At 60.0% G+C, this 15,141-nt stretch carries 8 protein-coding genes; all 8 read right to left on the bottom strand.

What is annotated here, in order from left to right:
• Positions 1–33 precede the first annotated feature (33 nt).
• A complete protein-coding gene (gene tuf / locus OF122_RS09315) occupies positions 34–1,224 on the bottom strand; it encodes an elongation factor Tu (protein ID WP_264227481.1) in 1,191 nt (396 codons plus the stop codon).
• A 53-nt stretch (positions 1,225–1,277) separates the two neighbouring features.
• Entirely contained in the window at positions 1,278–3,368 is a 2,091-nt protein-coding gene (gene fusA / locus OF122_RS09310) for an elongation factor G (RefSeq protein ID WP_264227491.1), read from the bottom strand.
• 12 nt (positions 3,369–3,380) lie between these two features.
• Positions 3,381–3,851, bottom strand: coding sequence for a 30S ribosomal protein S7 (rpsG, locus tag OF122_RS09305; RefSeq protein ID WP_264227490.1), 471 nt, complete (start codon positions 3,849–3,851; stop codon positions 3,381–3,383).
• A 15-nt stretch (positions 3,852–3,866) separates the two neighbouring features.
• Positions 3,867–4,238 carry a 30S ribosomal protein S12 gene (gene rpsL, locus OF122_RS09300; protein ID WP_041528652.1) on the bottom strand — a complete coding sequence of 124 codons (372 nt, stop codon included), beginning with the start codon at positions 4,236–4,238 and terminating at the stop codon, positions 3,867–3,869.
• Between the two features lie 443 nt (positions 4,239–4,681).
• Positions 4,682–5,767 carry an esterase-like activity of phytase family protein gene (locus OF122_RS09295; RefSeq protein ID WP_264227489.1) on the bottom strand — a complete coding sequence of 362 codons (1,086 nt, stop codon included), beginning with the start codon at positions 5,765–5,767 and terminating at the stop codon, positions 4,682–4,684.
• A 146-nt stretch (positions 5,768–5,913) separates the two neighbouring features.
• Positions 5,914–10,116 carry a DNA-directed RNA polymerase subunit beta' gene (gene rpoC / locus OF122_RS09290; RefSeq protein WP_264227488.1) on the bottom strand — a complete coding sequence of 1,401 codons (4,203 nt, stop codon included), beginning with the start codon at positions 10,114–10,116 and terminating at the stop codon, positions 5,914–5,916.
• 88 nt (positions 10,117–10,204) lie between these two features.
• The gene (rpoB, locus tag OF122_RS09285) at positions 10,205–14,347 is read right to left on the bottom strand and encodes a DNA-directed RNA polymerase subunit beta (RefSeq protein WP_264227487.1); all 4,143 of its coding nucleotides are present in this window, start codon (positions 14,345–14,347) and stop codon (positions 10,205–10,207) included.
• A 363-nt stretch (positions 14,348–14,710) separates the two neighbouring features.
• A complete protein-coding gene (gene rplL / locus OF122_RS09280; protein ID WP_264227486.1) occupies positions 14,711–15,085 on the bottom strand; it encodes a 50S ribosomal protein L7/L12 in 375 nt (124 codons plus the stop codon).
• Positions 15,086–15,141: the final 56 nt, after the last annotated feature.

Raw genomic sequence — 15,141 nt, 5'->3', positions numbered from 1 at the left:
CGCCATTCGCGCACCGCGCTCTCAATTGGCTCGTTAAGCGACGATTTTGGAGACGACGCCGGCGCCGACGGTGCGGCCGCCTTCACGGATGGCGAAGCGGAGCTTTTCTTCCATCGCGATCGGAACGATCAGTTCCACGTTCATTTCCACATTGTCGCCAGGCATCACCATCTCGGTGCCTTCGTTCAGCGTCACCACACCGGTCACGTCCGTCGTCCGGAAATAGAACTGCGGGCGGTAGTTGGTGAAGAACGGCGTATGACGGCCACCTTCTTCCTTGGTCAGGATGTAGGCTTCAGCAACGAACTTGGTGTGCGGGGTCACCGAACCGGGCTTGCACAGAACCTGACCACGCTCGACCTGCGTACGGTCGATACCACGGATCAGAGCGCCGATGTTGTCGCCCGCTTCACCCGAATCGAGCAGCTTGCGGAACATTTCAACGCCGGTAACGGTCGTCTTGAGCGTCGGCTTGATGCCAACGATCTCGACTTCCTCGCCAACCTTGACGATGCCGCGCTCCACGCGACCGGTCACAACCGTGCCACGACCCGAGATCGAGAAGACGTCTTCGACCGGCATCAGGAACGGCTGGTCCTTCGGACGCTCGGGCTGCGGAATGTAGTCGTCGACGGTCTTCATCAGCTCGAGAACCGCGTCGTGACCGATTTCCGGACGCTTGTCTTCAAGCGCCATCAGGGCCGAACCCTTGGTGATCGGAATGTCGTCACCGGGGAATTCGTACGAGCTCAGAAGTTCGCGAACTTCAAGCTCGACCAGCTCGAGCAGCTCTTCGTCGTCGACCTGGTCGACCTTGTTCAAAAAAACCACAAGCGCCGGCACGCCAACCTGACGGGCAAGCAGGATGTGCTCGCGGGTCTGCGGCATCGGGCCGTCGGCAGCCGAAACAACAAGGATCGCGCCGTCCATCTGGGCCGCACCGGTGATCATGTTCTTCACATAGTCAGCGTGGCCGGGGCAGTCGACATGCGCATAGTGACGCTTTTCGGTCTCGTATTCGACGTGCGCCGTCGAAATCGTGATCCCGCGAGCCTTTTCTTCAGGCGCCTTGTCGATCTGGTCGTAAGCAGAGAACGTCGCCCCGCCAGTCTCCGCCAGAACCTTCGTGATCGCTGCTGTCAACGACGTCTTGCCATGGTCAACGTGACCAATAGTGCCGATGTTGCAGTGCGGCTTGTTACGGCTAAATTTTTCCTTGCCCATCACATATCTCCATCTTCAGACAGCCCCGGGGCCGCTGATTAATTGTTTTCCAACTAGGCGTATTTCGCCTGAACTTCGTCGGCGACCGCCTGGGGCACCTGCTCGTAGTGATCGAACACCATGGTGTACTGTGCACGTCCCTGGCTCATCGAGCGCAGCGAGTTCACGTAACCGAACATGTTGGCCAGCGGCACGAAGGCGTTGACCACCTGCACGACACCGCGGCTTTCCGTGCCCTGGATCTGACCACGGCGCGAGTTCAGATCGCCAATGACGTCGCCCATATAGTCTTCCGGCGTAGTCACTTCGACCTTCATGATGGGTTCGAGCAGCTTCGCACCGGCCTTCTGGAGACCTTCACGGAACGCTGCGCGACCGGCGATTTCGAACGCCAGCACCGAGGAGTCGACGTCGTGGTAGGCACCATCGGTCAGCGTGGCCTTGACGTCCACGATCGGGAAGCCTGCCAGGATACCGGCACCCATGACCGACTCCAGGCCCTTCTGAACGCCCGGAATGTATTCCTTGGGCACCGAACCACCGACGATCTTGCTTTCAAAAGCAAAACCAGCACCGGTTTCATTGGGTTCGATCGTCAGCTTGACGCGGGCGAACTGGCCCGAACCACCCGACTGCTTCTTGTGGGTGTAGTCGATTTCCGCAGCACGCGTGATCGTTTCGCGATACGCAACCTGCGGCTGGCCGATATTGGCCTCGACCTTGAATTCGCGCTTCATGCGATCGACGAGAATGTCGAGGTGAAGCTCGCCCATGCCCGAAATGATCGTCTGGCCCGACTCTTCGTCCGACTTGACGCGGAACGAGGGATCTTCCGCAGCAAGGCGCTGCAGGGCGAGACCCATCTTTTCCTGGTCGGCCTTGGACTTGGGCTCGACAGCGATGTCGATAACCGGATCGGGGAAGATCATGCGTTCAAGGATAACCTGCGACTGCGGCGTACACAGCGTATCACCGGTCGTGGTGTCCTTGAGGCCCACGATGGCGACGATGTCGCCGGCATAGGCTTCCGAGATCTGCTCACGCGAGTTGGAGTGCATCTGGAACATGCGGCCGACGCGCTCGCGCTTGTCCTTGACCGTGTTCTGGAGCTGCGCACCAGCTTCGAGCTTGCCCGAATACACGCGGCAGAAGGTCAGCGAACCCATGTGGGGATCGTTGGCGATCTTGAACGCCAGCATCGAAAGGGGCTCATCATCGTCAGCGTGACGCTCGATGGGCTCTTCGGTCTTGGCGTCGATACCACGGATGGCTTCGATGTCGTTGGGAGCCGGCAGGAAGTCAACCACTGCATCAAGAAGCGGCTGCACGCCCTTGTTCTTGAACGCCGAACCACACAGAACACCAAAGAAGTTATTGGCAATGATGCCCTTGCGGAGCAGCTTGCGGATGGTGTCGTTGTCGGGCATCTGGCCTTCTAGATAGGCTTCCATCGCAGCTTCGTCGAGTTCGACGGCAGCTTCGATCATCTGCTCGCGATATTCTTCGGCACGATCTTTGAGGTCGGCCGGGATATCGACGATATCCCACTTGGCGCCGAGCTCTTCACCGTCCCAGACATATGCCTTCATCTCGATCAGATCGACGACGCCGGCAAATTCGCTTTCAGCGCCGATCGGCAGCTGCAGAACGACGGCCTTGGCGCCCAGACGGGTACCGACCATTTCCACCGAGCGGTAGAAATCGGCACCGATCTTGTCCATCTTGTTGACAAAGATCAGACGCGGAACAGCGTACTTGTCGGCCTGGCGCCAGACGGTTTCGGTCTGCGGCTCGACACCGGCATTGGCATCGAGAAGCGCGACGGCACCGTCGAGCACGCGGAGCGAACGCTCGACTTCGATGGTGAAGTCAACGTGGCCCGGAGTGTCGATGATGTTGAAGCGACGCTTCTTGCCATCGCGGCCCTGCCAGAATGTGGTCGTGGCGGCCGAAGTGATGGTGATACCGCGTTCCTGCTCCTGCTCCATCCAGTCCATGGTGGCAGCGCCGTCATGAACTTCACCGATCTTGTGGCTCTTGCCGGTGTAGAACAGGATACGTTCGGTCGTGGTGGTCTTGCCGGCATCGATGTGCGCCATGATGCCGAAATTGCGATAATCTTCGAGTTTGTATTCGCGGGCCATGCCTGTCTCTCCTTACCAGCGGTAGTGCGAGAATGCACGGTTGGCGTCAGCCATACGATGCGTGTCTTCACGCTTCTTGACGGCCTGTCCGCGTCCGTTGACGGCATCCATGAGCTCGCCCGACAGGCGACCGACCATGGTCTGCTCGCCACGCTTGCGGGCGGCATCGATCAGCCAGCGAATGGCCAGGGCCTGCTGACGCTCGGTGCGCACTTCGACGGGCACCTGATAGGTGGCACCACCGACGCGACGCGAACGGACTTCAACGGCGGGACGGATGTTTTCCAGAGCACCGTGAAAGACCTGGATGGGGTCCTGCTTGGTCCGCTCTTCGATCACCTCGAACGCGCCATAAACGATGCTCTCGGCGGCAGATTTCTTGCCGTCCTTCATGAGCGAATTCATGAATTTGGAGACAACCAGATCACCGAACTTGGGATCAGGGTTGATCTCGCGCTTTTCTGCACTATGCCGACGGGACATTGCTCACAGATCTCCTTATTTCGGCCGCTTGGCGCCGTACTTCGAACGGCGCTGCTTGCGATCCTTCACCGACTGGGTGTCCAGAACGCCGCGCAGCACGTGATAGCGCACGCCCGGAAGGTCGCGCACACGGCCGCCGCGGATCAGCACGACGGAGTGCTCCTGGAGGTTGTGCCCCTCGCCGGGAATATAGGTAATGACTTCACGCTGATTGACCAGGCGCACCTTGGCCACACGACGCAGAGCCGAGTTCGGCTTCTTTGGCGTTGTCGTGTAGACACGCGTGCAAACACCGCGCTTCTGCGGGTTGGCCTCCATCGCCGGAACCTTGTTCCGCTTCGGCTTGGCCTGCCGGGGCTTGCGGATCAGCTGATTAATGGTCGGCATATCGCTCGAACCCTCTTTTCATCCGTACAAACAAAAACCTGTTCGACATAACAAGCGAGCAGCGCCCTCCCGGTCTCGATAGAGAACCGGTGGCGCCATGAATGCAGAGGATCACCTCCTTGCGGAAGCAATCATGCGCCCAGGACTTGTTGCGTCTAACTACCCGACAGTGTGTTTGATCGGCTTGAATGTGTCGCATTGGGCGCTTCACATTCGATGCCGGATCACGACCGACCGCTTAGGTAGGGCGGGTATTACTGGGTTGATTCAGAATCGTCAAGACATTCCGGGGAAAAAAGCCCGATTGGCCCCCGAACCCCTGCCCTGCGCCCAGCGCAGGACCGGATATGGCCCGGAGCGACCCGATTTTCAAGTCCGGTGTCGCCCCGTCCGAAGGAAAGGGCCTCCAAAGGCCCTTCCCCGCGAATCCCCCCCGAACCGGCTCAGAGTCCGGGCGCCGCCAACAGCACGAACTGGGTGAGCTGGCCGTTGCGGTTGAAGTTGTTGTCCGAGGCGATCAATACAGTGCGATTCCCCTCGATCTGAGGTCCCCAGGCGATGGATTCGATGTTGTCGATATCGAGGCCGAAATCCCCTTCACCGATCGTGAACCAGTGCTGCTTGTCCATCGGGACCACATCGGTGCCCGAGATCGTCGCAACACCTGCGATGTTGTCGGCTCCGTCGAACGTGGCAACATAAAAGGCGATCTCATTGCCATAGCCGCTTGCGAAGGTGCGCTCGACCGCAATGATCCTGCCTTCGTCGAGCGCCAGGAGCTCGGAAAGGCCATTGTCATTGTAATTTGGCTCCTCGGTCGAAGGCACACGGATCGGGTCGGTCTGGTAGATGTACTCGGCGGTCAGGTCTCCACTGTCCCGGTCGAAGACCGCGATGCGCGACGGGCTGCCCGCTTCGAGCGTTGCCTTGCCACCGTCCTGCATCAGCCCGTTCTCGGTGCCCACCAGGATGCTCGCGCCATCGAATGAAAGGCTCAGGCTTTCAAAGGCCTGATTGCCATAGATGCCCTTCCCGTCCGCATCGGGAATATAGGCGGCCGGCACATCGAATGTCCGCACCACATGGCCGTCGAGATCGGCCTCGTAGATCTCGGGCGCTCCCTCGGCATTGCCCTCGCTGGTCCACAAGATCGTGCCGGTGTCCGCGGCAAAGCGAATGCTCTCGGGATCGACGGCGCCGGCGGCAAAGCTCTGTCCCTCGGTATTGAGAAGCTCATGGGTCGAGACGATATCGAGCCCGGTGATCTCGCTGCCATCCAGCGTCAGCCCGATCGTATAAAAGCGCGCCGGACCATTCTGCGCCCGATCGTCGGAGATGGCGTAGAAGATGTCGTTTTCCGGGTCGTAATCGAGCCCGGAAATGCCGCCAAACGGCACCCCGTCCAGCATCAGTTCGGTCGGAAGAACAATCTGGTCGACAAGCACAGGCTGCTCGGGAGTCTGGGCAAGGGCCGGCAAAGCGAATGAAAGAATGGCCAGCGAAAGCGTGGCCCCGCAAAGAATGCGCATCGGAAGTCTCCGGTTGGGTGTTCGACCCCCGGTAACTGCCCCCGACATGCAAATCTCCGATGACGACAGGGTGAACTTTCGGCGACTGCCTGCGCCAACAAAAATGGGGGCCGAAGCCCCCATTCTCAAATCTTGATGCAAGCCGATTACTCGGCTGGCGAGTCCGGTGCGGCAGGCATCGCCTCGGGTGCCGGAATGGCAACCGTTTCGGCCTGACGGCGCCGCTCGTCCAGAATGAGATCGTCGCGCTTGGCCGCGATCTGGCGCACGTTGGAAATACGCGCACCCGTGCCCGCCGGGATGAGACGGCCAACGATGACGTTTTCCTTGAGACCTTCGAGCAGATCCGCCTTGCCTGAAACCGCAGCCTCGGTGAGGACGCGTGTGGTTTCCTGGAACGAGGCGGCCGACACGAACGAACGGGTCTGCAGCGATGCCTTGGTGATGCCGAGCAGGACCGGAACGGCCACTGCGGGCTTCTTGCCATCGGCAATGAGCTGCTCGTTGAGTTCGTCCAGATCGATCCGGTCAAGCTGCTCTTCCTTGAGCAGACCGGATTCGCCGGGCTCGGTGATCTCGACCTTCTGCAGCATCTGGCGAACGATCACCTCGATGTGCTTGTCGTTGATCAGCACGCCCTGCAGGCGATAGACCTCCTGGATCTCGTTGACGAGATAGCGTGCCAGCTCCTCGACGCCCTTGATCGCAAGGATGTCGTGGGGGGCCGGGTTGCCGTCCAGAATGTATTCGCCCTTCTCGATCGGGTCGCCTTCCTGAAGATGGAAAGGCTTGCCCTTCGGGATGAGATACTCGACAGGCTCGAGAGTCTCGTCGGTCGGCTCGATGATGATGCGGCGCTTGTTCTTGTAGTCGCGTCCGAAGCGGATCGTGCCGTCGACTTCGGCAATGATCGCGTGATCCTTGGGACGACGAGCCTCGAACAGTTCGGCCACACGCGGCAGACCGCCGGTGATGTCCTTGGTCTTGGCGCTTTCGAGCGGAATACGGGCCAGAACGTCACCCTGGGCAACGCGTGTCCCTGGCTCGACGGCGATGACCGCATCCACGCTCATCAGGTACCGCGCATCCGAACCACGCTCGGTCTTGAAGGCCTGGCCCTGCGCACCGACAGCGATGGCAGGCTTGAGGCCGTCACCGCGCTGGCTGGACCGCCAGTCGATGACCAGACGCTTGGTAAAGCCCGTGGTTTCGTCAGTCTGTTCGGAGACCGAAGCCCCATCGACCAGATCCTCGAAAATCACTTCGCCTTCCACTTCGGTCAGAACGGGACGGGTATAGGGATCCCATTCCGCCAGACGCTGGCCACGCTTGACCTGATCGCCCTCCTTGACCCGCAGGCGTGAGCCATAGCCGAGCTTGTGGACCGAGCGTTCCTTGCCTTCGCCATCGACGATCACGATCGAAACGTTGCGGCCCATGACCACGATGTGGCCATCGGAGTTGGTCGCAATGTTCTTGTTGCGGAACGTGATCTTACCTTCGGCACCGGCCTCGAGATACGAGTTATCCACCACCTGCGCCGTACCACCGATGTGGAACGTACGCATGGTCAGCTGGGTGCCCGGTTCACCGATCGACTGGGCGGCGATAACGCCGACAGCCTCACCCATGTTGACCGGCGTCCCGCGAGCAAGGTCACGGCCATAGCAGGTCGCACAGGTGCCCTGGCGAACATCGCAGGTCAGCGGCGAGCGGATGCGCACCGACTGAACCTTGGCGGCTTCGACCCGTTCGACATCGGCCTCGTCCATCAGGGTGCCCTTGGCGACGAGAACTTCGTCGGTGCCGGGAACCATGATGTCGTCCGCTGCCACACGGCCCAGAATACGCTGGCCGAGCGAAGCGACCACCTGACCGGAATCGATGATCGGTTCCATGGTCAGGCCGCGTTCGGTGCCGCAATCGTCCTCGGTGATGATGGCATCCTGGGCGACGTCCACGAGACGGCGGGTCAGGTAACCCGAGTTTGCCGTCTTGAGCGCGGTGTCGGCCAGACCCTTACGGGCACCGTGGGTCGAGTTGAAGTACTCGAGAACGGTCAGGCCTTCCTTGAAGTTCGAGATCACCGGCGTTTCGATGATTTCGCCCGACGGCTTGGCCATAAGGCCGCGCATGCCGGCGAGCTGCTTCATCTGGGCGACCGAACCACGGGCGCCGGAGTGGCTCATCATATAGACCGAGTTGATCTGCTTGGAGCGGCCGTTGGCGTCCTTTTCGTGCGCCGAGATGCGTTTCATCATCTCTTCGGCGACCTTGTCACCACACTTGGCCCAGGCATCGACGACCTTGTTGTACTTCTCACCATGGGTGATCAGGCCGTCATTGTACTGCTGCTCGAACTCCTCGACCTGCTTGCGGGTATCGCCCACAATCTTGGCCTTGGTGTCGGGGATGACCATGTCGTCCTTGCCGAACGAAATGCCGGCGCGGCAGGCTTGCTTGAAGCCCAGGTCCATGACGCGGTCACAGAAGATCACGGTCTCCTTCTGGCCACAGGCACGGTAAACCGTGTCGATAACCTTGGAGATGTTCTTCTTGGTCATGAGCTGGTTGACCACCTCGAACGGCACGGTCTTGGGCAGGATCTGCCCAAGCATCATGCGGCCCGGCGTCGTCTCGATGATCGACGTCGTCATGTTGCCCTCGGCATCATGAGCCTTGATCCGGCCCTTGATCTTGGTGTGCAGCGTGACCGACTTGTTCTCCAGCGCGTGCTCGAGTTCGGACATCGACGCGAACGCCATGCCTTCACCGGGCTCGCCCTCGGCCATGATCGACACATAGTACAGGCCCAGCACGATATCCTGGCTCGGCACGATGATCGGCTGGCCGTTGGCCGGGTGCAGGATGTTGTTGGTCGACATCATCAACACGCGCGCTTCAAGCTGGGCTTCGAGCGACAGCGGCACGTGAACGGCCATCTGATCGCCGTCGAAGTCGGCGTTGAACGCGGCACAGACCAGCGGGTGAAGCTGGATGGCCTTGCCCTCGATCAGGATCGGCTCGAATGCCTGGATGCCCAGACGGTGAAGCGTCGGCGCGCGGTTGAGAAGAACCGGGTGCTCACGGATCACTTCGTCAAGGATATCCCAGACTTCGGGCTTTTCCTTTTCAACCAGCTTTTTCGCCTGCTTGACGGTCGAAGACAGGCCCTTCGCGTCGAGACGCGAATAGATGAAGGGCTTGAAAAGTTCGAGCGCCATCTTCTTGGGCAGGCCGCACTGGTGCAGCTTGAGTTCGGGACCCACGGTGATAACCGAACGGCCCGAATAGTCGACGCGCTTGCCGAGCAGGTTCTGGCGGAACCGGCCCTGCTTGCCCTTGAGCATGTCGGACAGCGACTTCAGCGGACGCTTGTTCGCACCGGTGATGGTGCGGCCACGGCGGCCGTTGTCGAACAGCGCGTCCACAGCTTCCTGCAGCATGCGTTTTTCGTTCCGGATAATGATATCGGGAGCACGCAGTTCGATCAGGCGCTTGAGACGGTTGTTACGGTTGATGACGCGGCGATAGAGATCGTTCAGATCCGAAGTCGCGAACCGGCCGCCATCGAGCGGAACCAGCGGGCGCAATTCGGGCGGAATGACCGGGATGACCGTCATGATCATCCATTCGGGCTTGTTGCCTGAAACGATGAACTGCTCGACGATCTTCAGGCGCTTGGCCAGCTTTTTCGGCTTGAGCTCGGTGGTCGCCTCGGCGATCTCGACGCGCAGATCGGCGGCGAGTTTTTCGAGGTCGAGAGCGGCCAGCATTTCGCGCACCGCTTCAGCGCCGATCATGGCGGTGAAGGCGTCAGGACCGTAATTGTCCTGGGCGTCGAGATACTCTTCTTCCGTCACCAGCTGATGCTGGCTGAACGGGGTCAGGCCCGGTTCGATGACGACGTAGTTCTCGAAATAGAGAATGCGTTCGACATCTTTCAAGGTCATGTCGAGCAGCTGCGAAATGCGGCTCGGCAGGGACTTGAGGAACCAGATATGGGCAACCGGCGCAGCCAGTTCGATATGGCCCATGCGCTCGCGGCGAACGCGCGAAAGGGTGACTTCCACGCCGCACTTTTCGCAGATGACGCCCTTGAACTTCATGCGCTTGTACTTGCCGCACAGGCATTCGTAATCCTTGGTCGGGCCAAAGATGCGCGCGCAGAACAGGCCGTCACGCTCGGGCTTGAACGTACGGTAGTTGATGGTCTCGGGCTTTTTGATTTCGCCGTACGACCACGACAGGATCTTTTCCGGGCTCGCGATATTGATCTTGATCTGATCGAAAGTCGGCGCAGCCGCCTGCGAGTTGAACGGATCCATGACGTGCTGATGATGATTCATCTTTTGTCTCCTTGGTGCCCCCTGCGATGCGGCTGGGTGTCAGCGCATCGCAGCGGAGCTGAGATTCGGTTCAATGGGAGGCGGCGGATTATTCCGCCGCGTCCGCAGGAGGTGCGAGTTCGGGATCGCCACCCGGCTCGTCATTGTCCGCTTCCATGTCGGTCAGTTCGACATTGAGGCCCAGCGAGCGGATTTCCTTGACGAGAACGTTAAAGCTCTCGGGGATCCCCGCTTCGAAGGTGTCGTCGCCACGCACAATGGCTTCGTAAACCTTGGTGCGGCCGGCAACGTCGTCCGACTTGACGGTGAGCATTTCCTGCAAGGTGTAAGCAGCGCCGTAAGCTTCGAGCGCCCACACCTCCATCTCGCCGAACCGCTGTCCGCCGAACTGGGCCTTGCCACCGAGCGGCTGCTGGGTAACCAGGCTGTATGGACCGATCGAACGGGCGTGGATCTTATCGTCCACAAGGTGGTGCAGCTTGAGCATGTAGATGTAGCCCACTGTCACCTTGCGGTCGAACTCTTCACCGGTACGGCCGTCATAGAGCGTCGATTGCCCCGAACCGTCGAGCCCTGCCCTTTCGAGCATGGTGACGATATCGGCTTCCTTGGCCCCGTCGAACACCGGGGTCGCAATGGAAACGCCCTTGGAAAGCTGCTGGCCCAGACGAACGATGCCGTCATCGTCGAGATCGCCGACATAGTCGTCGCCCTCGTAGAGAACCGAGATTTCCTTCTTGAGCGGCGTGACGTCCTTGGACTGACGATAGGCGTCCATCATGGCGTCGATCTTGCGGCCCATGCCGCGAGCCGCCCAGCCAAGGTGCGTCTCGAGGATCTGCCCCACATTCATGCGCGACGGCACGCCCAGGGGGTTGAGCACGATGTCGACATGCGTACCGTCTTCGAGGAACGGCATGTCCTCGACCGGCATGATGCGCGAGATAACGCCCTTGTTGCCGTGACGGCCGGCCATCTTGTCGCCCGACTGCACCTTGCGCTTGGTCGCGACGAACACCTTGACCATCTTCATCACGCCTGGCGGAAGCTCGTCGCCACGCTGGAGCTTGTCGACCTTGTCGATGAACCGCTGCTCGAGCAGACGACGGCTCTCGTCATACTGGCCCTGGAGCGATTCGATCTCGCTCATCAGCTTGTCGTCATCGACGGCAAACTGCCACCACTTGGACCGTGCGTGAGCATCAAAGATCGAGTCGTTGAGCTTGGTGCCTGCGACATAGCCCTTGGGCCCGGTCGTGGCGGCCTTGCCGAACAGCATCTCTTTGAGACGCGCATAGACGTTCCGGTCGAGGATCGACTGTTCGTCGTCACGGTCCTTGGCGAGGCGTTCGATTTCCTCACGCTCGATCGCCATGGCACGTTCGTCCTTGTCGATGCCGTGACGGTTGAACACGCGCACTTCCACAACGATACCGCCATCCCCGGGAGGGATGCGCAGCGAGGTGTCGCGGACGTCCGATGCCTTTTCACCGAAAATGGCGCGCAGCAGCTTTTCTTCCGGCGTCATCGGGCTTTCGCCCTTGGGCGTGATCTTGCCCACCAGAATATCGCCCGCCTGCACTTCGGCACCGATGTGAACGATACCGGCCTCGTCGAGATTTTTCAGCGCTTCTTCCGAAACGTTGGGAATATCGCGAGTGATTTCTTCCGGTCCGAGCTTGGTGTCGCGGGCCATCACTTCATATTCCTCGATATGGATCGAGGTGAAGACGTCGTCCTGAACGATCTTTTCGGAAAGCAGGATCGAATCTTCGAAGTTGTAGCCGTTCCAGGGCATGAACGCGACGAGCACGTTGCGGCCCAGGGCCAGATCGCCCAGTTCGGTCGAAGGACCATCGGCAATGATGTCGCCGGCCTGAACATGATCGCCAACCACCACCAGCGGACGCTGGTTGATGCAGGTCGACTGGTTCGAGCGCTGGAACTTCATCAGGTTATAGATGTCGACGCCCGACTTGGACGCATCGTTTTCTTCGGTCGCGCGGATAACGATACGGGTCGCATCCACCTGATCGACGATACCGGTGCGCAGGGCACCGATCGCGGCACCCGAATCCCGAGCCACGACGGCTTCCATGCCCGTGCCCACGAACGGGGCTTCCGCACGCAGAAGCGGCACGGCCTGGCGCTGCATGTTCGAGCCCATCAGGGCGCGGTTGGCGTCGTCGTTTTCCAGGAACGGAATCAGCGAAGCGGCAACCGAGACCACCTGCTTGGGCGAAACGTCCATCAGGTCGACCATTTCACGCGGGGTGAGCGAGGGCTCACCGGCGTGACGGGCCACGACCAGTTCGTTGATGAACTCGCCCTTGTCGCTCAGCGTGGCGTTGGCCTGCGCAACGTGGTGCTTGGCTTCTTCCATGGCCGAGAGATAGACGACCTCGTCAGTCACCTTGCCGTCCACGACCTTGCGGTACGGGGTTTCGATGAACCCGTACTTGTTGACGCGCGCGAAGGTGGCCAGCGAGTTGATCAGGCCGATGTTGGGACCTTCCGGCGTTTCGATCGGGCAGATACGGCCATAATGGGTCACGTGAACGTCGCGGACTTCAAAGCCTGCGCGCTCGCGTGTCAGACCGCCCGGCCCAAGCGCCGAAAGACGGCGCTTGTGGGTAATTTCCGAAAGCGGGTTGGTCTGATCCATGAACTGGGAAAGCTGGGACGAACCAAAGAACTCGCGCACCGCAGCCGCAGCCGGCTTGGCGTTGATGAGATCCTGGGGCATCACCGTGTCGATCTCGACCGAGCTCATGCGCTCCTTGATGGCGCGCTCCATGCGCAGAAGGCCGAGACGATAATGGTTTTCCATCAATTCGCCGACCGAACGCACACGGCGGTTGCCGAGGTTGTCGATGTCGTCGATATCGCCCTTGCCGTCACGCAGTTCGACCAGGGTGCGAACGACAGCGACGATGTCTTCCTTGCGCAGAACGCGCATGGTGTCGGGCGCATCGAGATCGAGACGCATGTTCATCTTCACGCGGCCGACCGCCGAAAGGTCATAGCGCTCGCTGTCAAAGAACAGCGAGTTGAACATGGCTTCGGCGGTGTCGATGGTGGGCGGCTCGCCCGGACGCATCACGCGGTAGATGTCGAACAGCGCGTCTTCGCGGCTTTCGTTCTTGTCCACGGCCAGCGTGTTGCGGATATAGGCACCGACATTGATGTGGTCGATGTCGAGGATCGGAAGCTCGTCAAAGCCCTTCTCGACCAGCGTTTCCAGCACCTTCTCGTCGATCTCGTCGCCGGCTTCGGCAAAGATTTCGCCGTTGGACAGGTCAACGATGTCGCGGGCAAGGTACATGCCGTAGAGATCTTCGTTGGTGGCCAGCAGATGGGTCACACCGGATTCGACGATCTTCTTGGCGGCACGGGCCGTCAGGCGAGCTCCACCTTCGTGAACCACGTTGCCGGTCTTGGCGTCGATCAGATCGTAAACGGGCTTGGTGCCCTTCATCTTCTCGGCGTCGAATGGCTTGTTCCAGCCCTTTTCACTCTTGGTGTAGGTCTGGATATCGTAATAGGTGTCCAGGATCTCTTCCGCGTCCAGGCCCAGGGCCTTGAGCAGCGAGGTCACCGGGATCTTGCGGCGGCGATCGATACGCGCATAGACGATGTCCTTGGCGTCGAATTCGATATCGAGCCAGCTCCCGCGATAGGGAATGATGCGCGCGGCAAACAGAAGCTTGCCCGACGAATGGGTCTTGCCCTTGTCGTGATCGAAGAACACGCCAGGCGAACGGTGCATCTGGGAGACGATGACGCGTTCGGTGCCGTTGACGATGAAGGTGCCGTTCGACGTCATGAAGGGCATGTCGCCCATATAGACGTCCTGCTCCTTGATGTCCTTGACCGAGCGGGTGCCGGTGTCTTCGTCGACCTCGAACACGATCAGCCGCAGCGTCACCTTGAGCGGCGCGGCAAAGGTCATGTCGCGCTGGCGGCATTCCTCGACGTCATATTTGGGCTGCTCGAATTCGAAACGAACGAATTCGAGAGACGCGGTGTTGGAAAAATCGGTGATCGGGAAGACCGACCGGAAGACCGACTGGAGGCCTTCATCGCCCCGCCCGCCTTCGGGCTCATCGACCATCAGGAACTGATCGTAAGATGCCTTTTGCACCTCGATCAGGTTCGGCATCTCCGTGACTTCACGAATTGACCCAAAGGACTTGCGCACCTTGCGGCGCCCGTTGAACGTGGTAGCCATGTACCCGTTTCCTCTCGTCTGAGCGTTGCCAGCAAAAGTGGAATGCACTTTTGCGGTTCGGCAACGCGTGAACAACATCATGAGCATGGAGCGGTTCTAAGAAACGCGAAAATGCTCTGGAATGTCTCGGAGGCAGCTGTTCAAAGAATCGACAATCAGCCGTCGGTTCTTTGAACAGGTGCCCTTTATGACGTTATGTCTTTGTCTGGCGGCATCATCCGGCCCGTTGTGGCCTGGACCCGATATCCGCCTTGTTCCGCAACTTCCGCCCTGCCCTGTTATTCCCGGGTGGCGTCCGCGCTCCGCTAAGCAGGAGGCGGGAAACGGGATGGCCCGCGGGCCATCCCGAAAAGTCTGGTTGAACTACTTGAGTTCGACCTTGGCGCCAGCTGCTTCGAGCTTTGCCTTGATGTCTTCGGCTTCCGCCTTGTTGACACCTTCCTTGACAGCCTTGGGAGCGCCTTCGACGAGGTCCTTGGCTTCCTTCAGGCCGAGGCCGGTGATGCCACGGACTTCCTTGATGACGTTGATCTTCTGGTCGCCAGCGGCGGTCAGAACAACGTCAAATTCCGTCTGCTCTTCAGCAGCGGCGGCAGGTGCGGCGCCGCCAGCGGCAGCAACGGCAACCGGAGCGGCGGCGGAAACGCCCCACTTTTCTTCGAGCATCTTGGAGAGCTCGGAAGCTTCCAGGACGGTCAGTGCAGACAAATCGTCTACGAGCTTTGCAAGATCAGCCATTTGATCAGCCTTTTCTTTTCAACTTTGGTTTCAGTTTGAACCGTGGATGGTCGCGC

This window comes from Pelagibacterium flavum (assembly GCF_025854335.1).
Classification (GTDB): domain Bacteria; phylum Pseudomonadota; class Alphaproteobacteria; order Rhizobiales; family Devosiaceae; genus Pelagibacterium; species Pelagibacterium flavum.
Note: the sequence above shows the minus strand (reverse complement) of the source record. Positions and strands in the feature narration are given on the sequence as shown.